This is a genomic window from Streptomyces sp. NPDC039480, from assembly GCF_055597165.1.
The window spans coordinates 86,484-110,400 of sequence record NZ_JBVITX010000020.1 but is presented as its reverse complement, the minus strand read 5'-3'; the positions used below and the strand labels follow the sequence as shown (position 1 = coordinate 110,400).

The following is a 23,917-nucleotide window of genomic DNA, read 5'->3' as shown; positions in this document are numbered from 1 at the left end:
CGAAGCGGAATCGGCGCAGCCGACGCGACGCAGGAGCGCCCTTTACTGCCGGCCCGGAGGCGCCACACTCCGGAAAACACCGGGCGGCCCCGGTGACCGTCAACGTCACCGGCCCACCGAAGATGCCGAGCCCCCCGCCCCGCCAACCGGGCCACCAGTTCGCCCCGGCTGGAGACGCCCACCTTGGCGAAGAGTGTCGAGCATCGCGGCCCAGGCGTCCCACACGGCCCAGTCCCTGCACACACCTCTTTCGTGAACGCGGCATGGCAGTCCCGTTGCACCACCCCGTGATCCCTTGAGTCACCCTCGGCACCCCGCCTACGGTCGAGAAGTCAGGTCGACGACTTGGCCGTGTGCCCGAGAGGCTCAGGGGCTGGACTGCAAATCCAGTAACGCGGGTTCGAATCCCGCCACGGCCTCCGACGGCGTCACCGCGCCGTACCGCAACAAGCGAAAGGGTGGTCCCCCACGAGGGGCCACCCTTTCCGCGTACAGGCGGACCCGAACCCGAACCGGCGGGTTCCCGGGTTCCCGTGAGCCATCTCTCAGAATCTCATGGGAACCACACAGCCGTGTAACCCCAACTAGGCGGTCCTGTAACGGAGTTCGGTGTCAGCCCCAGCGCTCTGCATACTCCCCTGGACAGCACCTCGGACCACGACTCCAGGGGGAAGACATGCGCAACCACGCCAGAAGAGCGGCCGCGGCCACCGTCGCCGCAGCCGCCGCCACGGCCCTCGCAGCGGGCACGACCAGCCCCGCGTCGGCCACACCGACGACCACGTCGGCAGCCACCGGGCACAACGGCAAGGGCGCCGCAGTCGAGCGCTATGAAGTGACGCTGAAGACCATCGGCCGCGACGGCCGGCCCACACCGCACCACGACGCGAGGATGTCGGCCATAACCGGCGAGGACAAGGGAATCACCCTGTCCCCGGACGGTGCGAGCACCAAGGTCCAGGTTGCCAAGGGCAGTTACCTGCTGGACTGGTCGATCCACGTCGACCCGGACAACTCGGAGAAGGGCACCGACTGGCTCGTCCAACCCCGGCTGACCGTCGACAGGGACATGACGGTGACGCTCGACGCCCGCAGGGCGAAGCCGGTCGACATCACGGTCCCGGACCCCGACGCCAAGCTCGTGTCGGGCGGACCGCGGTTCACGTACAAGGGCCACGAATCCACCCCCATCAACGCCTCGTTCAAGGGCCTGCGCACCGCCCACCTCGGCCCGGAGGTTCCCGAAGGCTTCGGCGAGCAGTGGCTCGGCACCTGGACGAAGGGCGCGGGCACCCGCTACGACATGCTCATCGGCGGCACGGTCAAGAAGCTCTCGACCGGCTACACCAAACACCTGAAGCGCGCTGACTTCGCCACGGTCAAGGTGCGTTCCGGCGCCTCGGCCCCGGGGAAGTCGGGCTCCCTCGCCGTCGCCGGATACCGTCCCGAGGCGGGCGGCATCTCGCACATCTTCGCTCCGCGGAAACTGCCGCGCACCACGACGGTGCACGTGACCGCGCTCGGCGCCACGAAGTGGGGCATCGACTTCGATCAGTACGGCGACAGGGGAGCGGAGGGCGAGCCGGTCATGGAGGGGTACTACGAGATGGATCCGCAGACCTTCAAGGCTGGGCGTCAGTACACGAGGACCTTCAATGTCGGTGCCTTCGGGCCCGCCCTGAACGCCGCCGGCACCGGTGTCTTCCGCGAAGGCGACCGGCTGGGCGGCCGCATCCCGGTCGTCGCCGACGGCGAGGGCCACGCGGGCTGGACCGCGTACTCCAAGGCGAAGTCGGCGCTCTACCGCGACGGCACGAAGATCGCGGAGAACGACGACCCGGTGACCGGTGGCAAGACGTTCGAGGTTCCGGCGAGTGACGCCGAGTACCGGCTGACCGCGTCGGCGGAGCGTGACCCGCGGGTGGCGAAGGCCTCGTCGCGTGTCGAGGCGTCCTGGACGTTCCGTTCCAAGAGGACGGCGGAGCGGACCGGACTTCCCGTCTCCGTCGCCCGGTTCAACCCGAGGACCGACCTGGAGAGCCGCGCCCCTGCGGGTGCCACCCAGTCCGTTCCCTTGACGGTGCAGGGCGCCGCTGCGGGCGCCGGGCAGCTCAAGTCGCTTGCCGTGTACGTCTCGTACGACGAGGGGCGGAGCTGGAAGAAGGTCCCTGTCCGGGACGGTGAGGTGTCCGTGACGAATCCGGCGAAGGGTAAGGGCGTCTCGTTCCGCGCCAAGATCACGGACAAGGGCGGTAACAAGACGTCCGTGTCCCTGTACAACGCGTACTACGGCAAGTAGCACGGAGCCCGGGTGGAGTCACTTCACCCGGGCTTCGTCCAGTCGCTCCAGGATGACGTCCACGGTCTCCTCGACCGTCAACTCCGTGCTGTCCAGCCAGAGTCCGAGCCGAGGTGTCTGCTCGCGCAGGATCGCGTCCAGGTCCTCGACCGTCCACGCGCCGTAGCCCGTCTTGCCGCGCGCGGCCTCGCGGGCGGCGACCGCGTCGGGGCGTGGGGCGAGGACGACGACGTATGTGGGGTGGGTGCGGAGGAGGTCCACGTACGGCTTCAGCTCGTCGCCCAGGATGACGTCCTGGACTACTGCGGTGAAGCCCGCGTCGGCGTACGCGTCGGCCGTCGACGCCGAGAGGCGGTAGCGCAGGCGGAGTTGGGCCTCACCCTCGCCGCCCGGCACGCCCTCGTACGGCACCCCGCCCGACACGATCATGCGGCGGAAGGTGTCGCCCCGCACATGCGCGGCCTTCGGCAGGCGTTCGGCCAGGGCCTGCGCGACCGTGGACTTGCCGGACGCCATGATGCCGGTGAGCACCACGACCCCGCCGCCGGGCGGCGTCATGTCGCGACCGCCGCCTGGGGGCGGATCGGGAGGCGGTTGACCGGGCGGCCCGTCGCCGCGCGGACCGCGGAGGCGATGGCCGCGGGGGACGTCACGACCGGGACCGCGCTGGCCGCCTTCGCGCCGAAGGGGGCCACGACGTCGCGCTCCTCCACCAGCTTCACGATGCGGATGTCGGGGGCGTCCAGGGCGGTCGGGAGGGCGTAACCCGTCAGGTCGGGGTGGCGGACGATGCCGCGCGGGGTGCGGAGGTTCTCCGTGAGCGCCGCGCCCACGCCCTGGGTGACGCCCGCCTCGATACGGGCCTTCAGCTGGGCGGGGTTGAGGATGCGGCCCACGTCCTGGGCGACGGCGAGCTCGACGACACGGACCGAACCGATCTCGATGTCCACGTCCACCACCGCGCGGATCGCGCAGAACGCCATGCCCACGAAGGCATCGCCCTGCCCGGCCTCGTCCAGCGGCTCCGTCGGGTGCGGGCGGCACTGGGCGGTGGCCCAGAGCTCCTTGCCCTCCAGGGCCTCGGTGACGGTCGTGGACAGCACACCGTCGTACGAGGTGATCTTGCCGTCGGTGATCTGGAGCAGTTCGGTGGACATGCCGAACTTGTGCGCCAGAGGCTGCAGGAGCTGCGTGCGGACCATCTTCGCCGCGCGCTCCACCGCGCCGCCCGACACCCACGTGTGACGGCCGCGGCAACTCGGGCCCGCCGGGGGCTGGTCCGTGTCGACGGGGGCGACCCGGACGTCCTCGATGCCGAGGGTCTCCTGGACGATCTGGCGGGCCAGGGTGGTGAAGCCCTGGCCGGTCTCGACGGCCGCGCAGATCACCGTCGCCATGCCGTCGTGGACCTTCACGGTGGCCGTGGAGACCTCGTCCGTGCCCTCGGCGCCGAGGAGCTGGACCATGCCGAGGCCGTAGCCGACCCCGCGCCGCACTGCGGACGGTTCGCCCGCGCCCTCGGGGCCGCCGGGCAGCAGCCACTCGTCCTCGGGGGTGTCCTTGGGCAGCTCGGGGAGCGGGAAGTCCCGCACGGCGGCGAGGAGTTCGGCCACCGGGGCTGGGCACGTCACGGTCTGGCCGGTGGGCAGGATGTCGCCGGTCGCCATGGCGTTGCGCAGCCGCAGCTCGGCCGGGTCGACGCCCAGCTTCTTCGCGATCTTGTCCATCTGCGCCTCGTACGCGGCGCACACCTGGAGCGCGCCCTCGCCGCGGACGTGTCCGGAGGGCGGGTTGTTCGTACGGACCGCCCAGCCCTCGATGAAGGCGTTCGGCACCACGTACGGACCGCAGGCGAAGGAGACCGCGGCGGCCAGCGCCTCCGACGACGTGTCCGCGTACGCGCCCGCGTCGAGCAGGATCTGCGCCTCCACCTTGACCAGCCGGCCCTCGGCGTCCGCGTGGTGGCGGTAGCGCAGAAGCGTGGGGTGGCGGTGGGCGTGGCTGAGGAAGGACTCCTCGCGGGTCGCGGTGAGCTTGACCGGACAGCCGGTCCGCAACGCCAGGAGCCCGAGCGGGAGTTGGAAGCCGGCGTCCTCGCGGTCGGCGGTCGCGCCCGGCACGCCGGTGACGACCACCTTCACGCGGTCCGGGGCGAGGCCGTAGCAGGCGGCGGCCCGGTCGCGGTCGGCGTGCGGGTCGGTGGAGGCGACGTACAGCTCCACTCCCCCGTCGGGGCGCGGCACCGCGAGGCCCGCCTCCGCGCCGATCGGCGCCGGGTCCTGGCGGCCGATGCGGTACAGGCCCTCGACGACGAGCTCGCCCGCCGCCTCCGGATCGCCGTGCCGCAGCGGGATGTGGCGGATGAGGTTGCCGTCGGGGTGCAGCGGTTCGGCCTCGAAGGCCTTCTCCGGGTCGGTGACCGGTTCGAGCACCTCGTACTCGACGATGACGGCGGCGGCCGCCATCCGCGCGGTGTCGGGGTGGTCGGCGGCCACGGCGGCGATGGGCTCGCCGTGGTGGCGTACGACATCGGAGGCGAAGACCGGGCGGTCCGCGGTCCTGCGGCCGTGCAGCGGCTCGCCGGGGACGTCCTCGTGCGTGACGACGGCGTGCACGCCCGGCATCTCGAGGGCGTGGCTGGTGTCGATGGAGACGATGCGGGCGTGCGCGTGCGGGGAGCGCAGGACCGCCGCCCACAGCAGGCCCTCGGCCCACAGGTCGGCGGCGTAGGGGAAGGTGCCCTCCGTCTTCACGCGGGACTCCGCGGACGGCAGCGACGCGCCGATGCCGTGCGCCGGCTGACCCGGCCCGTCGGGGGCGGCGGTGGGCGTGGTCGCGGTGCCGACTTCGGTGGTCACGCGTGGCCTCCGTCCTGGCCGTAGGGGCCCTGCGGTTCGTCGTACGCGGCGGGGTGGACGCCACCGGCTCCCGGACCCGCCTGATGCGGAATGCGTGCTTCGTCCGCGCGTTCGTACGTGTGCTCGTGCGGGTGCTCGGGCGCGTTCTGCGCCGGGGACTCGGCGGCGGCCGCGGAGGTCGCCTCGCGCTCGGCCACCACCTCGCGCACGGCGTCGAGGACGCCGCGGTAGCCGGAGCAGCGGCAGAGGTTGCCGCAGAGCGCGCGGCGGGCCTCCAGGTCGCTGGGGGCGGGGTTGCCCTCGAGGAGGTCGTGCACGGTCATGGCCATGCCCGGCACACAGAAGCCGCACTGGACGGCTCCGCACGCGGCGAGCGCGCGCTGCACGTCGGAGGGCTGCCCGTCGGTGGCCAGGCCCTCGACGGTACGGACCTCGCTGCCCGCGGTGGTCGCGGCCGGGACCAGGCAGGAGGCGACGAGCCGTCCGTCCACCTGGACGTTGCAGGCTCCGCACTCGCCCTGCGAGCAGCCGTCCTTGGCCCCGGCGAGACCGAGCCGCTCGCGCAGGACGTAGAGCAGCGACTCACCGATCCAGGCGTCGGTGACGGGCCGGTCGGTGCCGTTGACGCTGAGGACGTAGGAGACGAGGGGGTGGTCGTCGTGGAGGGGGTTGGGCGCGATGACGGGGCCGTCGGACTCCTTCGCCTCGGCCGCCTCCGCCGCCTCCGCCGCCGCCTCCGGTGCTTCGTGCGACTCCTGGGGCTCGTGGGGCTCCTGGGATGCGGCTTCGGCCGAGTCGCCGCCACTGGGCTCGTCCGCCTCAGCGATCGCGTCCGCCTCGCCGGTTACGTCGGCTACGTCGGCCTCGTCGGTCGGCTCCGGTCCGGCCGGGTGCTCCTCGGCGGCTTCGGCGACGACCTCGGGGGCAGCCTCCGGCACCGCTTCGAGGGCGGTTTCCGGGGCTTCCTGAGCGGCCTCGGGGGCGAACTCCAGGACGGCCTCGTGGGCGGCCGCTTCGGGCACGTCGACATGCTCGGCGGCGGCCTCGAACTCGTCCGTCGGCTCGGACGACTCCAGGATGTCCGCGACCTCCGCGGCCTCCGCGGCCTCGACGGCTTCCCGGGCGGCCTCGACGACCTCCGCCGCCTCCATGGCGTGGGCGGCCTCCGCCGCGAGGGCGGCCTCCGCGGCCTGCGCCGCCTCCGCGCCGGTCCGTCCGGCGGGCGGCACGCTGATCGCCCGCAGCAGCGTCGTCTGCTCGAACCGGCTCTCCTGCGGCGTCTCCTGACGGTGCGCGACGGGGGCGTGCTCGGCAGCGGGGGGCTCGGGGGCGTGCTCGGCAGGGGCGTGCGCGGCGGCTTCCTGCGGCTGCGTGCCCCAGGGCGCACCGGCTCCCGCCCCCGTCGCCCACGGCGCGGGCGCGCCGCCGGGCAGGGTCGCGGGGGGCGTGCCGCCGCCCCACTGGGCCGTCAGCGAGGACGCCGTGTACTCACCGGACTCGTCCGGCAGGTCCCCGTCGGCGACGGGGATGGACCACTGCCCGGTGACGTCGGAGGGGGCGGGGGTCGCGGGCGCCTGCCCGTACTGGTGGCCGTAGTCCTGCCCGTACCCGGCCTGCTCGTACGACTCCTGCTCGTACCCCTGCCCGAAAGGCTGCTGCAGTCCCGCGGCCTCGGCCTCGCCGAAGCTCCACTGGCCGGTCGCCCGCGGGTCGTACGGGTGCGCGTCCGGCTGCTGCTCCTGCACCGTGCCCGCGTCGGGCCAGCTCACCGCGTGTCCGCCGCCGGCCGCCCCGGTGACCTCGGGGGGCATGACCCAGGCGCCGGTGGCGGCCGGGTCGGTGGCGTCGGCGGTGGTGGGGGTGACCGTTATCTGCGGCGGTACGTAACCGTGTCCCGGGGCGGCGAGCGGGGTGTCCAGCATGCCTTCGGGGAGCTGTACGAACGCCGTGGCGTCGGAGTCGTACTCGCCCTGCGGGTGCGGCTGCCAGCCGCCGCCGTTGTGGGTGTTCTGGTCGTCGCTCACGACAGCGCCCTCCCCAGTGCTCGTCGGGCCAGCGCGGCGACGGTGCGCCGCAGATGCAGTACGGCGGGCGCCAGCGGCTGTTCGGTGCCGTCGGCCGCCGGGGGGTGGTCCGGGATGCAGGCGGACGCGACGTACTCGCCGAAGGCGGTGACCGCCTCCGGGACGAGGCTGCCGCGCTCGCCGTCCCAGTCGATCAGTGAGGCCACCCACTCCTCGGCCTCGAGCGGCCGCAGCGGCATCGGCGCGATGGCGCCGACCGCGCACCGCACGCCGCGCCGCGCCGGGTCGAGGACCAGCGCGACGGACGCCGTGGCCCGGCCGGGCCCGGTGCGTCCGGTCGCCTTGAGGAAGACCTGGGGGGCGTGCAGGAGCGGCACGCGCACGAAGCCGATGAGCTCGCCGGGGCGGAGCATCTCCATGCCGGCGAGGAGGTGCGAGACGGGGACCTCGCGGCGGGCGCCGCCGGGTCCCGCGATGATCAGCACGGCTTCGAGGGCGGCGAGGACGGGCAGCGCGTCACCGGTCGGGGCGGCCGACGCGATGTTGCCGCCGAGGGTGCCCGCGTTGCGGATCTGGGGCGGTCCCGCGGCGCGCGCGGCGGCGGCCAGGGCGGGGATCAGCGCGGCGAAGTCGGGGCGTCCCATGCGCGCGTGCGTGAGACCGGCGCCGAGCAGGGCGTGGCCGTCCTGGTACTGCCAGCCGCGGATCTCGTTGATGCGGCCGAGGCCGACGAGGGCGGCGGGCCGCAATTGTCCCGAGTTGACCGATGTCATGAGGTCCGTGCCGCCGGCGACGGGCACGGCGGCGGGCATGGCGGCGAGCGCCGCCACGGCCTCGTCCAGCGTGGCGGGCAGCTTCACCGATTGCGGTGTCTGTGCCGCCTGCGGTGCGTGCGTGCTCAAAACCGGCTGCCCCTTCCCGATGTCCGGCCGCGTGCTCCACGTACATCCATCGCGTATGTGAAGTGCTCGCCGTTTCGCGACGTGTCACCGTTACGCCTGTTCCGCCGTACGGTACGTGCTCACAACCCGGACGTGGCAACTCTGGCACATCTTCCCCGGGCCCCGACGCGGGGGTCCGCTAGGAGGCATTCGTCCCCAGACCAGGGGGATATGCCGTTTTCGCACGGCTTCCGGCGGCCCATGCTCCCGGCACGGACCGCCGGGAGCACGCACCCCGGAGCTTCCTCACACGTTCGGGGGCGCCCCCTCGATCGGGCGTCCGAGCACGCCCGGTCGCTGCTGGTGCGGCAGCGGGCCGCTCGGCGGGCGGTAGTCGACGCCGAGGGCGTCAAGTCGCGCGTAGTGCTCGGTCATTCGCCGTTCGAAGTCGGCGAAGTCCCGTTCGGCGGGGGCGGGCAGCTGTCGCCACGCCACCTCGCAGAAGGCGGCGAGGCGCGGGAACACCTGGTAGTCGACGCGTCCCTGGTGCTCCATCACCTCGGTCCAGACGTTGGCCTGGGTGCCGAGGACGTGGGCCGCCTCCTCCTCGGTGAGTTCGGCGGGGACGGGCTCGAAGCGGTAGACGTCCTCGAGGGTGCGGATGAAGCCGATGGGCATCGGCTCGTCGGGGCCGCCGTGCTGGCGGTGGTCCAAGTACACGTGCTGCTCGGGGCACATGATGACGTCGTGGCCGGATTTGGCCGCGGCGATGCCGCCCCGGTAGCCGCGCCAGGAGGAGACGGTGGCGCCCTCGGCGAGGCCGCCCTCCAGGATCTCGTCCCAGCCGATGAGGCGCCGCCCGCGGGCCGAGAGCCACCGGTCGAAGTGGCGGATGAACCAGCTCTGCAGCCCGTCCTCGCCGTCCACGCCCAGCTCCTTGATGCGGGCCTGCGCGGCGGGCGACTCCTTCCACTGGTCCTTGGGGCACTCGTCGCCGCCGACGTGGATGAAGGTGGACGGGAAGAGGTCGAGGATCTCCTCGAACACCCCTTCGTAGAAACGGAGTACGTCCTCGGTCGGGGCGAGGACGTTCTTGCTGACGCCCCAGGTGTCCCAGACGGTGAGCGCCTCGGTGTCGACGACGTCGGTGTTGCCGAGGTGCGGGTACGCGCTGATGGCGGCCTGCGAGTGGCCCGGGATGTCGATCTCCGGGACGACGGCGATGTGCAGGGAGTCGGCGTACGCGACGATCTCGCGGATGTCGTCCTGCGTGTAGTACCCGCCGTGCGGGCGCTCCTCCCAGAGGGGGGACGCGCGGTGGCCCCACTTGGAGCGGGCGCGCCACGAGCCGGCCTCCGTGAGCTTCGGGTGGCGCTTGATCTCCACGCGCCAGCCCTGGTCGTCGGTGAGGTGGAAGTGGAAGACGTTGAGCTTGTGGGCGGCGAGCAGGTCGAGGTAGCGCAGGACCCCGTCCTTCGGCATGAAGTGCCGTGACACGTCGAGCATCATGCCGCGCCAGCCGAAGCGCGGGGCGTCCTCGACGACGCCGGCCGGGACGGCGTACTCGGCTCCGTCCCGCAGGCGGGCGCGGCGGAAGGCGTCGGGGCCGAGGAGCTGGCGCAGCGTCTGGGCGCCCCAGAAGACGCCGGCGCCGGTGCCGCCGCGGATCTCGACGCGGTCGCTGTCGATGGTGAGCCTGTACGCCTCCGGCTCCAGGGAGTCGTCGACGTACAGGGAGAGGGAGTTGGCCGCGCCCTCGGTGCCGTCGCGGAGCGGCAGGCCGAGCGCGGGGCCGAGCGCGGCGCGCAGCCACCGCTCGGTGGACCCGGCGCCGGGACCGGCCCAGACGGTGGTGGACGCGTCGATGACGAAGGAAGAGCTCTGCGTGGCCTCGGCGCGTGCGGGCGCCGGGATGAGTTGCCCAAAGGTCATGGCGCCCAAGGCTGTCACGCGATTGCGGGACGCAAAAGGGGCGTTGCGGCAGGCGCAACGCCCCTCGGGCGAAGAGGTCTCACAACGGACGAAAGGGACGCCTACTTCGTGCCGTCCTCGGCAGGGCTACTTCTTGCCGTCCTTGCCGCCCTTGTCCTTGTCGCCGCCGGCGCCCATGGACTCGTAGATCTCCTTGCACATGGGACAGACGGGGTACTTCTTCGGGTCGCGGCCGGGGACCCACACCTTGCCGCAGAGCGCCACGACGGGGGTGCCGTCCAGCGCGCTCGCCATGATCTTGTCCTTCTGGACGTAGTGCGCATAGCGCTCGTGGTCGCCGTCACCGTGCGACACCTGTGGCGTCGGCTCTACGAGGGTCCCCGTACCTGCCCCGCGCTCGGGCTCGGGCTCAAGAGTGCTCATAAGGGCCAAGGGTACTCACGCCCGCGACGTCCCGGCATCGCCCATGCCGGGTGCCCGTTCGTCTGGCGCGGGCCCGCTGTGGCTGGCCGCTCCGTATCGTGCGGGCCCCCTGTGGCTGGCCGCGCAGTTCCCCGCGCCCCTGGGTAAGACCCTCCGGCCCCACCCGCCAGGGCAACCCCGGGTGACCATGCCGCACGCGAGGCCGCGCCACGGACCACTTCAGGGGCGCGGGGAACTGCGCGACCAGCCCCCACCGGCCCGCAGGGAACGGCCCCGTGCAGCGGACAGATGGAGGGTGAGGCCCGCCAAAGCCACCCCCGCCGCCGCCCACGGAAGGTCACGCGGCGCGAGCCCCGCCGCGAGAGCCACCCCGGCAACGCCGGACCCCACCGCACTGCCCAGGTAAAGGGCGGAGTTGTTGAGGGCAAGAGCCACCGTGCCCCGCTCCGCGCGCAACGCGAGCAGCCGATGCTGCTGCGGAACCTGGAAGGCCCACCCCGCCGCCCCCCAGACAACAAGCGCCGGATACGCCGCAGCGCCCAACAGCGGCAACACAGCGATCGCGACGGTCAGCGTCGAGATGATGCCCGTCACGAGAACGACCACCCGACCCGTACGGTCCACCAGCGGCCCGGCCACCAGACTGCCCAGCACCCCGCCGATCCCCCACGCCCACAGATACGGCGCCACCGCCCCCTCACCCACGCCGCCCGACGAAGCGAGCACCGGCGCGAGATACGTGTAGAGGCCGAGACTCGCCACCGCACCCAGGAACGAGACGCCCACGATCGGCAGCACCGCCCGGTCGGCAAGCGCCCCGAGCCGCGCCCGCACCGGCACCGGCGGCTCGGCGGGCACCTCCGGCAGCCCCACCGCGAGGCCCAGCAGAGCGACCGCGCCGAGCCCCGTCACCAGCCACATCGTGGCCCGCCAGGACGTGTGGCCGGCGAGCAGCACCCCCAGCGGCACCCCGAGCACCGTGCCCGAACTCATCCCGCCCATCACCAGCGCGAGCGCCCGCCCGCGCCGCTCCTCCCCCGCCAGCGAGGCGGCGGCCGCCGTGGACAGCGCCGAGTAGACCCCGGCGCCCACCCCCGCCACCGCCCGGGCGGCGAGCAGCACGGCGAGACCGGGGGCGAGCGCGGTGAGCCCGTTGCCGAGCGTGAAGACGGCCAGCGCGGCGACGATGAGCACGCGCGGCCGCACACCGGACAGCAGCCCGGCGACGAGCGGCGCGCTCACCGCGTACGCCAGGGTGAAGACGGTGACCATCTGCCCGGCGAGCGAGACGGTCGTCCCCAGGTCGTCGGCGACCACCGGCAGCAGCCCCGCCATCACATAGGCGTCGAGCCCCAGCGTGAAGGACCCCACCATCAACAGCCACACCTTGCGCACGGCACTCAACTCCCTCGTCGGGCCCGCCTCCCCGGCGGGCGAGAGGGAAACGTAGGCAGCCTCCGTATCCGGCGGGAAATGTCCGCCGAGCCCATTTATGCTCGGGCGGCATGGATCAAGGACTGGGCATGGGTCAGGGACTGGGCATGGGTCATGGACTGGACGGGGTCGAGCTGCGCCACCTGCGAGGATTCCTCGCCGTCGCCGACGAGCTGAGCTTCACGCACGCCGCCGACCGGCTCCGGGTCGGCCAGCCCGCCCTCACCCGCACGGTCCGCGCCCTGGAGGAAGCCGTCGGCACCCGGCTCCTGGAGCGCACCACGCGCCGCGTCGTCCTCACCGACGCGGGCCACCGGCTGCGCGACGACCTCGCCCCGCTGCTGACCCGCCTGGACGCCACCCTGCGCGCCACCCGCGCCGAGCCCCCGCTGCTGCGGCTCGGCTTCACCTCCGTCCTGCCCGAGGCATGCGTCGAGCTGACCTCCGCCTTCCGGGCGGCGACCGGCGCGGGCGTACGGCTGGTGCGGCGCGACGCCCCGCTGGCGGGCCTGGCCACGGGCGCGTGCGACGTCGCGGTCGTACGGGGCGACGTCCCGCCCGGCGCACCGGTCCGCACCCGCGTGCTGCTGCACGAGCCGCGCGTCGCCGTCGTCGCGCGCGGCGCCGCCGAGCTCGCGGGCCGCCGTGTCGTCGACTGGGCGGAGCTCGCGGACGTGCCGCTGGTGGTGAACACCGTCACCGGCACGACCCGCCCCGACCTGTGGCCCCCGTCCCGCCGCCCTCGCCTCGCCTGCACCGCCGACAACTTCGACGAGTGGCTGGAAGCGGTCGCGGCGGGCCACGGGGTGGGGGTGGCGCCGGAGCCGGTGGCCCGCAGGCACGCCCACCCGGCCCTGCGTCACGTACGCCTGAAGAACGCCCCGCCCGTCGCCGTACACCTGGCGATCCCGGCGAGGGACGCGCACCCGCTGGCCGAGCAGTACCTGCACGGCGTCGGGCCGTGCACCGACCGACCCGCCGGTCAGTTCAGCGACGCGTCGTCCGGATAGGTCGCCACCATCGCGAGCTCGCTGCGCTGGCGCCGCAGCACCGCACGCCACAGCCGCTCCGGATCGGGCGACGACACGTCGCCGGGCTCGGACTCGACCACGTACCAGGCGCCGTCGGCCAGCTCGGTCTCCAGCTGGCCCGGGCCCCAGCCCGAGTAACCGGCGAAGATCCGCAGCGAGCCGAGAGCCGAGGCGAGGAGCTCGGGCGGGGCCTCCAGGTCGACGAGGCCGATCGCGCCGTGCACGCGCCGGAAGCCGACCGGGTCCTGTCTGCCGGTCCGCGACCCGGCGGCCGCGGACACCGCCTCGTCGCCGGGGATCACCGCGACGCCGAGCGCCGAGTCCAGCGAGACGGGGCCGCCCTGGAAGACGACGCCCGGCGTCCCGGCGAGCTCTCCCCAGCCCTCCAGGATGTCGGCGACGTCCACCGGCGTCGGACGGTTCAGGACCACGCCGAGCGAGCCCTCCTCGTCGTGGTCGAGGAGCAGCACCACCGCGCGGTCGAAGTTCGGGTCCGCCAGGGCCGGTGTGGCCACGAGCAGCCGCCCTGTGAGCGAGGACACCTCGGTCATGGACCACATGATCCCGCATATTCGCCCGGCGCGGGGAGGCAATGCGCATACCGGAGTGAACGCAGCTCAGGGCCAGAAGTGGCCGGTGGAGCCGCTGCGTGGGGCGGTGACCCGGAGTGTCCGGTTCCGCACGGTTCGTGTTGTCACGAACTCATGACGTGGTTTGCACGCCCTTGGCCTTACGGAAGGGGGGTACGCGGCCATTACGCTTGCCCTTTGGTCCCCCCGTCCATCCAATCGGAACGCGAGATTCATGACCGTCACCGACGATGTACTGCTTGTCCACGGCGGAACCCCGCTGGAGGGCGAGATCCGTGTCCGCGGCGCGAAGAACCTTGTGCCCAAGGCCATGGTCGCCGCGCTGCTCGGCAGCGCTCCGAGCCGGCTGCGCAATGTCCCCGACATCCGCGACGTGCGCGTCGTGCGCGGCCTGCTGCAGCTGCACGGCGTGACGGTCCGGCCCGGCGAGGAGCCGGGCGAGCTCATCATGGACCCGTCGCACGTGGAGAGCGCGAATGTCGCCGACATCGACGCCCACGCGGGCTCGTCGCGCATTCCGATCCTCTTCTGCGGCCCGCTCCTGCACCGCCTCGGGCACGCCTTCATCCCCGGCCTCGGCGGCTGCGACATCGGCGGCCGGCCGATCGACTTCCACTTCGAGGTGCTCCGCCAGTTCGGCGCCACCATCGAGAAGCGTGAGGGCGGCCAGTACCTGGAGGCCCCGCAGCGCCTGCGCGGCACCAAGATCCGCCTGCCGTACCCGTCCGTGGGCGCCACCGAGCAGGTCCTGCTGACCGCCGTCCTCGCGGAGGGCGTCACCGAGCTGTCGAACGCCGCGGTGGAGCCGGAGATCGAGGACCTGATCTGCGTCCTGCAGAAAATGGGCGCGATCATCGCCATGGACACCGACAGGACCATACGGGTCACCGGTGTCGACAGCCTCGGCGGCTACAACCACCACGCCCTCTCGGACCGCCTGGAGGCCGCCTCCTGGGCTTCCGCGGCCCTGGCGACCGAGGGCAACATCTACGTCCGCGGCGCCCAGCAGCGCTCGATGATGACGTTCCTGAACACCTACCGGAAGGTGGGCGGTGCCTTCGAGATCGACGACGAGGGCATCCGCTTCTGGCACCCGGGCGGCTCGCTCGACGCGATCGCCCTGGAGACGGACGTCCACCCGGGCTTCCAGACCGACTGGCAGCAGCCGCTGGTCGTGGCCCTGACGCAGGCCGCGGGCCTCTCCATCGTCCACGAGACGGTCTACGAGTCCCGGCTGGGCTTCACCTCGGCGCTCAACCAGATGGGCGCGCACATCCAGCTCTACCGCGAGTGCCTCGGCGGCTCCGACTGCCGCTTCGGCCAGCGCAACTTCCTGCACTCGGCGGTCGTCAGCGGCCCCACGAAGCTGCAGGGCGCCGATCTGGTCATCCCCGACCTGCGCGGCGGCTTCTCGTACCTGATCGCGGCCCTCGCGGCGCAGGGCACGTCCCGCGTCCACGGCATCGACCTGATCAACCGCGGCTACGAGAACTTCATGGAGAAGCTCCAGGAGCTCGGCGCAAAGGTCGAACTCCCGAACAAGGCAGCGCTGTAGCGGTTCCAGCCCCGGCCGGGTCCAGCCCGGCCGGCGTTTGAGGCCATCTTTGACGGCATGCGAAGGGGGCGGCCACCCGAACCGGGTGGCCGCCCCCTTCAGCTGCTCCGGGCTACTTGCCCTTAGCCGCTTCCTTCAGCTTGGAACCAGCCGAAACCTTGACGCTGTAACCGGCCGGGATGTTGATCGGCTCACCGGTCTGCGGGTTGCGGGCGGTGCGAGCGGCACGGTGGGTGCGCTCGAAGGTCAGGAAGCCGGGGATGGTGACCTTCTCGTCGCCCTTGGCAACGATCTCGCCGACGGTCTCGGCGAACGCGGCCAGCACGGCGTCGGCGTCCTTGCGGGTCACCTCTGCGCGGTCGGCCAGCGCGGCCACCAGCTCACTGCGGTTCATGTTTGTACTCCCGTGTTCTTTTGCCGTTGAGGCGTGCCACGCGGCAGGGCCGCATGATGGGCACAGCGAAGACGATGCTGCCAGGGTCCTCGGACAGTCCCCGGACCCGGGTCTGACGTCCAGACCCTCGCGCCCGATTACGCATCCTGCCCCCACCTGCGGCGGGAAAGCCAATCCGGCGCCCTTGGGGGTCACACGAAAAGCGTCCGCCGCCCCCGAAAATGCGGGGCCAGGGGAGGGCTTGCTGCCAAGCCACCCTAGAGGGGGCCCGAGGGGCCCGGGTTCCGCGACGCGCCGTACGGCTAGGCCGTGGCGCCTGTCACAGCGGCCCCCGCGGCCTTCGCGGCGGTGCGCACGGCACCGGCCACGGCACCCGCGACCTTGTCGTTGAAGACGCTGGGGATGATGTAGTTCCGGTTCAGCTCGTCCTCGGCGACGACGTCCGCGAGGGCGCCCGCGGCGGCGAGCATCATCTCCGTGTTGACCGTGCGCGACTGGGCGTCGAGCAGGCCGCGGAAGACGCCGGGGAAGACCAGGACGTTGTTGATCTGGTTCGGGAAGTCCGAGCGTCCGGTGGCCACAACTGCCGCCGTCTGCCGGGCGATTGCCGGGTCGACCTCGGGGTCCGGGTTCGCGAGCGCGAACACGATGGCGCCGTCGGCCATGGCGGCCACGTCGTCGCCGTTCAGCACGTTCGGAGCGGAGACGCCGATGAACACGTCCGCGTCGACTACGGCCTCCTTGAGGGTGCCCGTGAGACCCTCGGGGTTGGTGTTGTCGGCGATCCAGCGCAGCGGCGAGTCGACGTCGTGGGAGACCAGGTCCTCGCGCTCGGCGTGCACGACGCCGTGGATGTCGGCCACCACGGCGTTCTTCACACCGGCGGCGAGCAGCAGCTTGAGGATGGCCGTGCCGGCCGCGCCGGCGCCCGACATCACCACGCGCACGTCGCCGATGCCCTTGCCCACCACGCGCAGGGCGTTGGTGAGGGCGGCGAGGACGACGATGGCGGTGCCGTGCTGGTCGTCGTGGAAGACCGGGATGTCGAGGGCCTCGCGCAGCCGGGCCTCGATCTCGAAGCAGCGCGGCGCGGAGATGTCCTCGAGGTTGATGCCCGCGAAGCCGGGGGCGATGGCCTTGACGATCTCGACGATGGCGTCGGTGTCCTGGGTGTCCAGGCAGAGCGGCCAGGCGTCGATGCCGGCGAAGCGCTTGAAGAGGGCCGCCTTGCCCTCCATGACGGGCAGCGCGGCCTTCGGGCCGATGTTGCCGAGGCCCAGGACTGCCGACCCGTCCGTTACGACCGCAACGGAGTTGCGCTTGATCGTGAGGCGGCGGGCGTCCTCGGGGTTCTCGGCGATCGCCATGCAGACCCGGGCGACGCCCGGGGTGTAGATCATGGAGAGGTCGTCACGGTTGCGGATGGGGTGCTTGGACGCCATCTCGATCTTGCCGCCGAGGTGCATCAGGAACGTACGGTCGGAGACCTTGCCGAGGGTGACGCCCTCGATGGTGCGCAGCTGCTCGACGATCTCGTCGGCGTGCGTGGTGGAGGACGCCGCGATCGTCACGTCGATCCGCAGCATCTCGTGGCCGGACGCCGTGACGTCGAGGCCGGTGACCGAACCTCCGGAGGACTCCACGGCCGTGGTCAGCTGGGAGACCGCTGTCCCGCTGGCGGGCACCTCCAGTCGGACCGTCATCGAGTAGGAGACGCTGGGCGCCGTTGCCATGGCGGACTTCCTCTGCTTTCACCTTGTAGCTCTTGCCGTCCGATGGTCGCACCTACCGCCGAGTACGTGGTAGCCGCCCCGGATTGAGAACGTTTTGTTCATCGGCCAGTGCGCTGCAGTTTCGGAAACTTGTTTCCACCATACGAGAAGTTGCGCGGAACGGAAAGAGGGACCGGAACAGAAAGAGGCCCACGTCACGTGGTGACGTGGGCCTCTCTCACACGCTTATGACACCGACCCGCCATGCTCGCCTCGCGGCAAGTGGTCGCTCGTAGCGACGATGGTTGGGCCCGGGGGCTTGGATCGAGCCGGTGCCACATCCAAGGTAACAAACGAATCCCGTAAGGCAATTCCCGTCCCGCGAAGCCGCTCGGGTCAATCTCGGACGAGGGGCGTTCACCGCGAAGGGTCAGTCCCTGAGCAGATCCGGGACGCCCGCCGCGTCCGGCTCGTCGCGCTCCCCCGACAGGACCGTGAGCTGCTGCGTCGCGCGCGTCAGCGCCACGTACAGGACGCGCAGGCCCGCCGGGGACTCGTCCGCGATCTCCGCGGGCGAGACGACCAGCGTCGCGTCGTACTCGAGGCCCTTGGCCTCCAGGCTGCCCAGCGCCACCACCCGGTCGCCGAGCCCCGCGAGCCAGCGCGCCGCCTGCTCGCGGCGGTTCATCGCCACGACGACACCGACCGTGCCGTCGACCCGCTCCAGGAGCCGCGCCGCCTCCTCGCGCACGGACGAGGCGAGGTCCTTGCCCCGTACGACCGCGAAGCGGGGCTCCACGCCGGTGGAGCGGACCGCCGAAGGGGACTCGGCGCCCGGCATCGCCAGGGCCAGGACCCGCGCGGCCAGGTCGGCGATCTCGGCGGGGTTGCGGTAGTTGACGGTGAGCGTGAAGCGGCGGCGCGGGCGGCTGCCGAGCGCCTCGTCGCGCGCCTCGCCCGCCTCGTCGGGGTCGGACCAGGAGGACTGGGCCGGGTCGCCGACGACGGTCCACGTGGCGTGGCGGCCGCGGCGGCCGACCATGCGCCACTGCATGGGCGTCAGGTCCTGGGCCTCGTCGACGATGACGTGCGCGTACTCGGTGCGCTCCGCCGCCAGGCGCTCGGCGCGCTCGCGCTGGGACTCCTCGCGCTGCGGCATCAGCTCCTCGAGGCCGGTGAGCAGGTCGAGGGGGTCGAGTTCACGCTTCTTCTTGGGGCGGTGCGGCGTGCCGAGGATCGCCTGGAGCTCGTCGAGCATCGCCACGTCGTGGACGGACAGGGCGTCGCGGCGCAGCGAGCGGGCGACCTTGCGGACCTCGCCGGGGTTGAGGATCCGGCGCGCCCAGCGGCCGAGCCGCCGCTCGTCGCTCATCGCGGCGAGCACGCCGCGCGGGGTGAGCTCCGGCCACCAGGCGTCCAGGAACCGGATGAAGTCGTCCTCGGACGTGATGTCGTCGTCGAAGGAGGAGCGGAGCTCGGCGGCGAGCTCGGGGTCCGTGTGGCGGCCCGCCGAGCCGGACTGGGACCACAGGGCGTCCAGGAGGAGCTTGCGGGCGCGCGGGCGCAGGAGGTTGACGGGGGCGGTGCCGCCGAGCGCGTTGCGGCGGATGCGGTCCAGCTGGCCGGCGTCCAGTTCGAGCCGGCGGCCGAAGGCGACGACGCGGAGACGGGTGGGGGTACCGGTGGCCTGCGGTTCCGGGTCCTCGTCGCCGAAGGACAGCTGCCCGTCCTGCGGGGCGGGAGCAGCCGGGGCGGAGGGAGTCTCCAGCGCCCCCCGCGCCGCCTTCCGCAGCACCTTCAGCATGCGCGATGAGCCCTTGACCCGGGCCACCGCGGGGCTGTCGTACTCCGTCGCCTCCACGCCGTCCACCAGGGAGCCGACCGCGCGGATGGCGACCTGCCCCTCCTCGCCGAGGGACGGCAGCACGCCTTCGGTGTAGGCGACCAGGAGCGGGGTCGGGGAGACGATGAGGATGCCGCCCGCGTACCGGCGGCGGTCCTGGTAGAGGAGGTACGCGGCCCGGTGCAGGGCCACCGCGGTCTTGCCGGTGCCGGGGCCGCCCTCCACGTACGTCACCGAGGCGGCGGGCGCGCGGATCACCATGTCCTGCTCGGCCTGGATGGACGCCACGATGTCCCGCATCGAGTGGCTGCGGGCCTGGCCGAGTGCGGCCATCAGGGCGCCGTCGCCGACGACGGGGAGCTCCTCGCCGTCGAGGCGGGCGGTGAGCTCGGGGCGCATCAGGTCGTCCTCGACGCCGAGGACCTTGCGGCCCTTGGAGCGGATGACGCGGCGGCGCACCACCCGGCCCGGATCGACCGGCGTCGAGCGGTAGAAGGGCGCGGCGGCGGGCGCGCGCCAGTCGATGACCAGCGGGGAGTAGTCGGCGTCGAGGACGCCGATACGGCCGATGTGCAGGGTCTCCGCGATGTCGGCGTGCTTGCCGCTCGCGTCCTCGCGCACCGCGCCCTCCGCCGGTTCGACCGCCGTGTACGCGCCGTCGGGCCCCTTCTTGCCGTCCTTGCCCCGGAGCAGGTCGATCCGGCCGAAGAGGAAGTCCTCGAACTCGTTGTTGAGCCGGTTGAGGTGGACACCGGCGCGGAAGACCTGCGCGTCACGCTCGGCGAGCGCGCCCGGCGTACCGACCTGGGAGCGCTGGGCAGCGTCGTTCATCAGGAACTCGGCCTCGTGGATCTTCTCCTCGAGACGTCGGTAGACCTGGTCGAGATGTTCTTGTTCGACGCTGATCTCGCGGTCGCGTACGTCGGCCACCGAGGCCCCTTTCACACCGTGCTGCTGCCCGTATTGAGCAGCCGTCCACCTTAGGCGAAAGGGGCCCGTCCTGTGCACTTGTCTCGCGGCCGGTGTGCGCTACACGTCGACCTTGACCAGCCGCTCCCCGTCGAACGTGGTCACCTCGAAGTGATCGATGTCGTTCCGGTCCATGGCCGCGCCCCCGTGCACGTACAGCGGGCTGCGCGCCCATTTGTTCGGGCTGTCCTTGATGCCGTATCCCCACTTGGGCACCGACCAGCTGCTGACGGTCTCCTTCTCGCCGTTCTTGCCGACCGCGACCAGGGAGCACTTGAGCGGCCCCTTGACGTTCTTCAGCTCCAGGACGGCGTGCGTGCCCCAGGCCTTCTTCTCCGTGCCGACCGTGGCGCTGACCTTGGTCGTCGGGTCGGTGGCGCGCACCTTCTCGTCCATGTGGTGGAAGAAGGCGTCCTCGGCGGGGCTGGAGGGGTGCGGTTCGGCGACGACGCCCTTCGAGCCGCCGTCGTCGCCGGTCACCGCGAGGACGACGAGCGGCCCGCCGACGATCAGCGCGACCGCCGCCGCGACCAGGTACAGGCCGCGCCTGCGCCGGTGCTCCCGCTTGACGGACACCTCCGCGAGGAGGCGCTCGGCGAGCCGGGGGCTCGGCCGGGCGGCGAGCTGCTCGCCGATCGCGGGCAGGCCGCGCGGGCCGGGAAAGTCCGCGAGCGCGGCCAGCATCGGCTCCACGCCGGAGAGCTCGTCCAACTGACGCCGGCAGAACTCGCACGCGGCGAGGTGCTCCTCGAACCGCGTGGCGTCCGCGTCGTCCAGGATCCCGAGGGCGTAGGCGCCGACGGTCTCGTGGAGCTCGTCGTCCTGCCGCGCGCCGTGGTGGCTGTGGAACTCGGTCATGCCGTCACCCCCCGCTCCTCGAGCGCCAGCTTCATCGAGCGAAGCGCGTAGAAGACCCGTGAACGGACCGTCCCGCTGGGTATGCCCAGCGTCTCGGCCGCCTCGTTGACCGTACGCCCTTTGAAGTAGGTCTCGACAAGTACCTCCCGATGTGCGGGAGTCAGGTCCTCCAGCGCGTCCGAGAGCGTCATCAGCCACAGTGCCCTGTCGATCTCGTCCTCCGCGGGGATGACCTCCAGCGGCGACGGGTCGACCTCCTGCGGCCGGGCCTGCCGGCTGCGGTGGCCGTCGATGACGATGCGCCGAGCGACCGTCACCAGCCAGGGGCGTACCGAACCGGTCGCTCTGTTGAGCTGACCGGCGTTCTTCCAGGCACGGATGAGCGTTTCCTGTACGACGTCCTCGGCACGCTGCCGGTCGCCCGCCACCAGCCGGAGCACATAGGCGAGAAGTGCTCCCGCGTGCTCGCGGTAGAGGGCGCGCATCAACTCCTCGTCCGGGCCCGGGGGCCGTCCGAGGCGATGCCGGTGCGGCTGCGGGCGCTCATCGGCCACGGCGGAATCCTTGCGCACGCGTACCTCCGGTGTCCGCCCTTTCGACGGGTCGGGCGGGTCTCACGACGGAGGTACGTATGGGGGGCGGCGAGTGTTCAAGGGAAGTGGCCGGAGGTTTGCGAGACTCTCACTCGCGACGGGTTTGCGAGGCTTTGAGGCCCTCACTCGCGTCCGACCGCCGCCACCCTCCGGCGGTGCCTGGCCACGCGCTCGCGGTTGCCGCACACCTCGCTGGAGCACCAGCGGCGACGGCGGCCGCGGGACGTGTCGAGGTACACGATCAGGCAGTTGTCGCCCTCGCACTGACGCAGGAGGGCTCGGGCGACGGGGTCGGTGAGCAGGTCGACGGTGTCCCGGGCGACGGCGGCGACGAGCGCGGCGCAGCCGGGGTCGCCGCGCAGGACGCGGACGAGGCTGCCGTCGGCGGCGCGGACGGCGCATGGGGCCGGGGGCGGGGCGGCGGCGAGGGCGTTGACGCGGTCGAGGGCGGCGGTGGTGGCAGCGGGGCGCCCGTCGATCTCACCGAGCACCAACTGCCCTATATGGGCGCGCAGTTCATGAAAGGCGGCGAGCCATTGCGGCCCGGCGCCGGGCAGGGGCGCGCCGGCCGGCACGAGACCGGTGCCCGCGAGCCAGGCGCGCAGCCGCTCCACGGAGTCGAGCCGCTCCACGGGGTGGTTCGTCGCCACGAGGTCCAGGCAGCTCCGCCCGGAGTCGAATCGCAGCTCGTACGGAGCCGGGGCCGTACCCAACGCCATGCGCCTGTCACCGCCTTGGTGGGGGTCACCGGTGAGTGAATGCCGTCGCGTACCCCTACAGTGCCCTCCCCCGGCCGCGTCCGGAACCCGGCGTACCAGGTTGCCCTGGGAACTCCCGTCTAGTCGTCCCGGGAACTCCCATCCGGTTGCCCCGGGAACCCGCGCTCAGCAGTTCCGGTGCCCCCCGCCCAAGCACCGCGAGAACCCCACCAGAGGCGGGGGCACACGCGGGTCGGCCGGGCCGTACCCGGGGCGACGGCGTGATGCACCCGAGGCGACGCGGGCGCACCCCAGGCGGCGGAGCCCCGCCCCCGGCGACGGGGGTGCCCGAGGCGGGAGGGCCGTACCCGGGGCGGGGGTGCCCGAGGCGGGAGGGCCGCACCCGAGGCGGGGGCGCCCGAGGCGGGATGGCCGCGCCCGAGCCGACCGGGGCCGATGGCGGCTTAGCCCACGTATTTCGAGCCCGATGCCGGGTCGATGGCGAGTCGGTACCCGCGCTTGACCACCGTCTGGATCAGCTTCGGTGTGCCGAGGGCCGTGCGGAGGCGGGCCATCGCGGACTCCACCGCGTGCTCGTCGCGGCCCGCGCCCGGGAGGACGCGCAGCAGTTCGGCGCGGGCCACGACCCAGCCGGGCCGGCGGGCGAGGGCGGTCAGGAGTGCCATGCCCGCGGGCGGCACGGCGCGCAGCTCGTCGTCGACCAGGACGGCGTGACCGCGGATCTCGACGCGGTGGCCCGCGACGCGCAACACCCTTGCTCGGGAGGGGAGTTCCTGGCAGAGCAGCTGGACCAGCGGGCCGAGCCGGAACCGTTCGGGCTGCACCGTGTCGACGCCGAGGGACTGCAGCGGCAGCGCGGTGACGGGCCCCACGCAGGCGGACAGCACGTCGTGGTGGAGGGCGGCGAGGAGTTCGGCCGTCATGCCCCGCTCCCCGGCGCGCGCGAGCAGCGAGGCGGCGGCGGGCGCGCTGGTGAACGTCAGCGCGTCGACGCCCCGCCCGACGGCCGCGTCGAGGAGCCGGTCCACGGGGCTGAGGTCCTCGGGCGGCAGCCACCGGTACACGGGCACCATGACGACCTCCGCGCCCCCGGCCCGCAACGCCTCGACGAAGCCGGGCAGCGGCTCCCCGTGCAGCTGGAGGGCGACGCGCCGCCCCGCGACACCCTCGCCGAGGAGCCGATCCAGGACCTCCGCCATGGACTCGGACGAGGGCGACCACTCCTCGGTGAGCCCCGCGGCGCGCACCGCCCCCTTCACCTTCGGCCCGCGGGCGAGCACTTCGACCCCGCGCAGGCAGCGGACCAGCGCCTCTCCGTACCCCCAGCCGTCCGCGGCCTCGATCCAGCCGCGGAACCCGATGGCGGTGGCGGCGACCACGACGTCGGGCGCGTGGTCGATCAACTCCTTGGTCGCTGCGAGGAGTTCACTGTCGTCGGCGAGCGGCACGATGCGCAGCGCGGGCGCGTGCAGCACGGTGGCGCCGCGCCGTTGCAGGAGCGCGCCGAGCTCGTCGGCGCGCCGGGCGGCGGTCACACCGACGGTGAAGCCGGCGAGGGGCCCGTGCCCGGCAGCCGGACCACCGACGGCGGGGGCACCCCTGGGACCCGGGTTGGGGCTCGGGCTTGCGCCGGGACCAGGGCTCGGGCTGGCGCCGGGGCTCGGGCTGGGCCTTGGGCTGTCGTGCATAGGCTCGTCTCGTCTCGTCCCGCTCGTGTTCCTTGTCCCGCTTTCCTTGTCCCGCTCGATTCGCTCGTCTCGCTCGTGGCGTGTGGGCGGCGGACGACCGAGCCTGTCAACGGC

General features: G+C 72.7%; 18 protein-coding genes and 1 tRNA gene. 4 read left to right on the top strand and 15 right to left on the bottom strand.

Annotation, left to right across the window (positions count from 1 at the left end):
• Positions 1–347 precede the first annotated feature (347 nt).
• Positions 348–419: transfer RNA gene (locus tag ACZ56E_RS39630), tRNA-Cys, on the top strand.
• A 257-nt stretch (positions 420–676) separates the two neighbouring features.
• On the top strand, positions 677–2,299 hold the full coding sequence (locus ACZ56E_RS39625) for a hypothetical protein (RefSeq protein ID WP_471221834.1): 1,623 nt from the start codon (positions 677–679) through the stop codon (positions 2,297–2,299).
• A gap of 18 nt (positions 2,300–2,317) precedes the next feature.
• Here ACZ56E_RS39625 and ACZ56E_RS39620 read toward each other — a convergent pair whose 3' ends face one another.
• The 7 genes from ACZ56E_RS39620 to ACZ56E_RS39590 all read right to left on the bottom strand — a co-directional run bounded on the left by ACZ56E_RS39620 (position 2,318) and on the right by ACZ56E_RS39590 (position 11,812).
• Positions 2,318–2,857 carry an AAA family ATPase gene (locus ACZ56E_RS39620; RefSeq protein WP_471221833.1) on the bottom strand — a complete coding sequence of 180 codons (540 nt, stop codon included), beginning with the start codon at positions 2,855–2,857 and terminating at the stop codon, positions 2,318–2,320.
• Positions 2,854–5,157 carry a xanthine dehydrogenase family protein molybdopterin-binding subunit gene (locus ACZ56E_RS39615; protein ID WP_471221832.1) on the bottom strand — a complete coding sequence of 768 codons (2,304 nt, stop codon included), beginning with the start codon at positions 5,155–5,157 and terminating at the stop codon, positions 2,854–2,856. Before ACZ56E_RS39615 ends, ACZ56E_RS39620 begins: the two co-directional genes overlap by 4 nt.
• On the bottom strand, positions 5,154–7,181 hold the full coding sequence (locus tag ACZ56E_RS39610) for a (2Fe-2S)-binding protein (protein ID WP_471221831.1): 2,028 nt from the start codon (positions 7,179–7,181) through the stop codon (positions 5,154–5,156). Before ACZ56E_RS39610 ends, ACZ56E_RS39615 begins: the two co-directional genes overlap by 4 nt.
• Positions 7,178–8,083: an FAD binding domain-containing protein gene (locus ACZ56E_RS39605; RefSeq protein ID WP_398298305.1), complete on the bottom strand. Its 906-nt coding sequence runs from the start codon at positions 8,081–8,083 to the stop codon at positions 7,178–7,180. The genes ACZ56E_RS39610 and ACZ56E_RS39605 overlap by 4 nt, the downstream gene beginning before the upstream one ends.
• 285 nt (positions 8,084–8,368) lie before the next feature.
• Positions 8,369–9,994 carry a beta-N-acetylhexosaminidase gene (locus ACZ56E_RS39600; protein ID WP_471221830.1) on the bottom strand — a complete coding sequence of 542 codons (1,626 nt, stop codon included), beginning with the start codon at positions 9,992–9,994 and terminating at the stop codon, positions 8,369–8,371.
• 126 nt (positions 9,995–10,120) lie between these two features.
• Positions 10,121–10,417, bottom strand: a complete 297-nt coding sequence (locus ACZ56E_RS39595; RefSeq protein ID WP_033263869.1) for a DUF3039 domain-containing protein — start codon at positions 10,415–10,417, stop codon at positions 10,121–10,123.
• Positions 10,418–10,636: 219 nt separating this feature from the next.
• Positions 10,637–11,812 carry an MFS transporter gene (locus ACZ56E_RS39590; RefSeq protein WP_471221829.1) on the bottom strand — a complete coding sequence of 392 codons (1,176 nt, stop codon included), beginning with the start codon at positions 11,810–11,812 and terminating at the stop codon, positions 10,637–10,639.
• Between the two features lie 110 nt (positions 11,813–11,922).
• On the opposite strand from ACZ56E_RS39590, the gene ACZ56E_RS39585 reads away from it, so the two are divergent.
• Positions 11,923–12,861 carry a LysR family transcriptional regulator gene (locus ACZ56E_RS39585; protein ID WP_471221828.1) on the top strand — a complete coding sequence of 313 codons (939 nt, stop codon included), beginning with the start codon at positions 11,923–11,925 and terminating at the stop codon, positions 12,859–12,861.
• Here the strand turns inward: ACZ56E_RS39585 and ACZ56E_RS39580 are convergent.
• Positions 12,834–13,442 carry a YqgE/AlgH family protein gene (locus tag ACZ56E_RS39580; RefSeq protein ID WP_468601654.1) on the bottom strand — a complete coding sequence of 203 codons (609 nt, stop codon included), beginning with the start codon at positions 13,440–13,442 and terminating at the stop codon, positions 12,834–12,836. The two genes, ACZ56E_RS39585 and ACZ56E_RS39580, sit on opposite strands and share 28 nt — an antisense overlap.
• A gap of 244 nt (positions 13,443–13,686) precedes the next feature.
• On the opposite strand from ACZ56E_RS39580, the gene murA reads away from it, so the two are divergent.
• Positions 13,687–15,027 (top strand): UDP-N-acetylglucosamine 1-carboxyvinyltransferase, encoded by a 1,341-nt coding sequence (murA, locus tag ACZ56E_RS39575; RefSeq protein WP_471221827.1) that lies wholly within the window; start codon positions 13,687–13,689, stop codon positions 15,025–15,027.
• A 112-nt stretch (positions 15,028–15,139) separates the two neighbouring features.
• On the opposite strand, the gene ACZ56E_RS39570 is transcribed toward murA, so the two are convergent.
• From ACZ56E_RS39570 to ACZ56E_RS39540, 7 genes are all read right to left on the bottom strand, one after another.
• Positions 15,140–15,421, bottom strand: a complete 282-nt coding sequence (locus tag ACZ56E_RS39570; protein WP_016645140.1) for an HU family DNA-binding protein — start codon at positions 15,419–15,421, stop codon at positions 15,140–15,142.
• Positions 15,422–15,723: 302 nt separating this feature from the next.
• Positions 15,724–17,154 carry an NAD-dependent malic enzyme gene (locus tag ACZ56E_RS39565; RefSeq protein ID WP_468601658.1) on the bottom strand — a complete coding sequence of 477 codons (1,431 nt, stop codon included), beginning with the start codon at positions 17,152–17,154 and terminating at the stop codon, positions 15,724–15,726.
• 409 nt (positions 17,155–17,563) lie between these two features.
• Positions 17,564–19,906, bottom strand: coding sequence for a HelD family protein (locus ACZ56E_RS39560; RefSeq protein WP_471221826.1), 2,343 nt, complete (start codon positions 19,904–19,906; stop codon positions 17,564–17,566).
• A gap of 99 nt (positions 19,907–20,005) precedes the next feature.
• Positions 20,006–20,803, bottom strand: coding sequence for a zf-HC2 domain-containing protein (locus ACZ56E_RS39555; protein WP_471221825.1), 798 nt, complete (start codon positions 20,801–20,803; stop codon positions 20,006–20,008).
• Positions 20,800–21,375 carry a sigma-70 family RNA polymerase sigma factor gene (locus ACZ56E_RS39550; protein ID WP_398298322.1) on the bottom strand — a complete coding sequence of 192 codons (576 nt, stop codon included), beginning with the start codon at positions 21,373–21,375 and terminating at the stop codon, positions 20,800–20,802. The genes ACZ56E_RS39555 and ACZ56E_RS39550 overlap by 4 nt, the downstream gene beginning before the upstream one ends.
• A 143-nt stretch (positions 21,376–21,518) precedes the next feature.
• Positions 21,519–22,115, bottom strand: coding sequence for a CGNR zinc finger domain-containing protein (locus ACZ56E_RS39545; protein ID WP_471221824.1), 597 nt, complete (start codon positions 22,113–22,115; stop codon positions 21,519–21,521).
• A gap of 443 nt (positions 22,116–22,558) precedes the next feature.
• The gene (locus ACZ56E_RS39540; protein WP_471221822.1) at positions 22,559–23,803 is read right to left on the bottom strand and encodes a uroporphyrinogen-III synthase; all 1,245 of its coding nucleotides are present in this window, start codon (positions 23,801–23,803) and stop codon (positions 22,559–22,561) included.
• Positions 23,804–23,917 lie beyond the last annotated feature (114 nt).

Coding starts and splice junctions, on each gene's coding strand:
- ACZ56E_RS39625 (WP_471221834.1), top strand. CDS start 677: ATGCGCAACCACGCCAGAAGAGCGGCCGCGGCCACCGTCGCCGCAGCC.
- ACZ56E_RS39620 (WP_471221833.1), bottom strand. CDS start 2,857: ATGACGCCGCCCGGCGGCGGGGTCGTGGTGCTCACCGGCATCATGGCG.
- ACZ56E_RS39600 (WP_471221830.1), bottom strand. CDS start 9,994: ATGACCTTTGGGCAACTCATCCCGGCGCCCGCACGCGCCGAGGCCACG.
- ACZ56E_RS39595 (WP_033263869.1), bottom strand. CDS start 10,417: ATGAGCACTCTTGAGCCCGAGCCCGAGCGCGGGGCAGGTACGGGGACC.
- ACZ56E_RS39585 (WP_471221828.1), top strand. CDS start 11,923: ATGGATCAAGGACTGGGCATGGGTCAGGGACTGGGCATGGGTCATGGA.
- ACZ56E_RS39580 (WP_468601654.1), bottom strand. CDS start 13,442: ATGTGGTCCATGACCGAGGTGTCCTCGCTCACAGGGCGGCTGCTCGTG.
- murA (WP_471221827.1), top strand. CDS start 13,687: ATGACCGTCACCGACGATGTACTGCTTGTCCACGGCGGAACCCCGCTG.
- ACZ56E_RS39570 (WP_016645140.1), bottom strand. CDS start 15,421: ATGAACCGCAGTGAGCTGGTGGCCGCGCTGGCCGACCGCGCAGAGGTG.
- ACZ56E_RS39565 (WP_468601658.1), bottom strand. CDS start 17,154: ATGGCAACGGCGCCCAGCGTCTCCTACTCGATGACGGTCCGACTGGAG.
- ACZ56E_RS39555 (WP_471221825.1), bottom strand. CDS start 20,803: ATGACCGAGTTCCACAGCCACCACGGCGCGCGGCAGGACGACGAGCTC.
- ACZ56E_RS39545 (WP_471221824.1), bottom strand. CDS start 22,115: ATGGCGTTGGGTACGGCCCCGGCTCCGTACGAGCTGCGATTCGACTCC.
- ACZ56E_RS39540 (WP_471221822.1), bottom strand. CDS start 23,803: ATGCACGACAGCCCAAGGCCCAGCCCGAGCCCCGGCGCCAGCCCGAGC.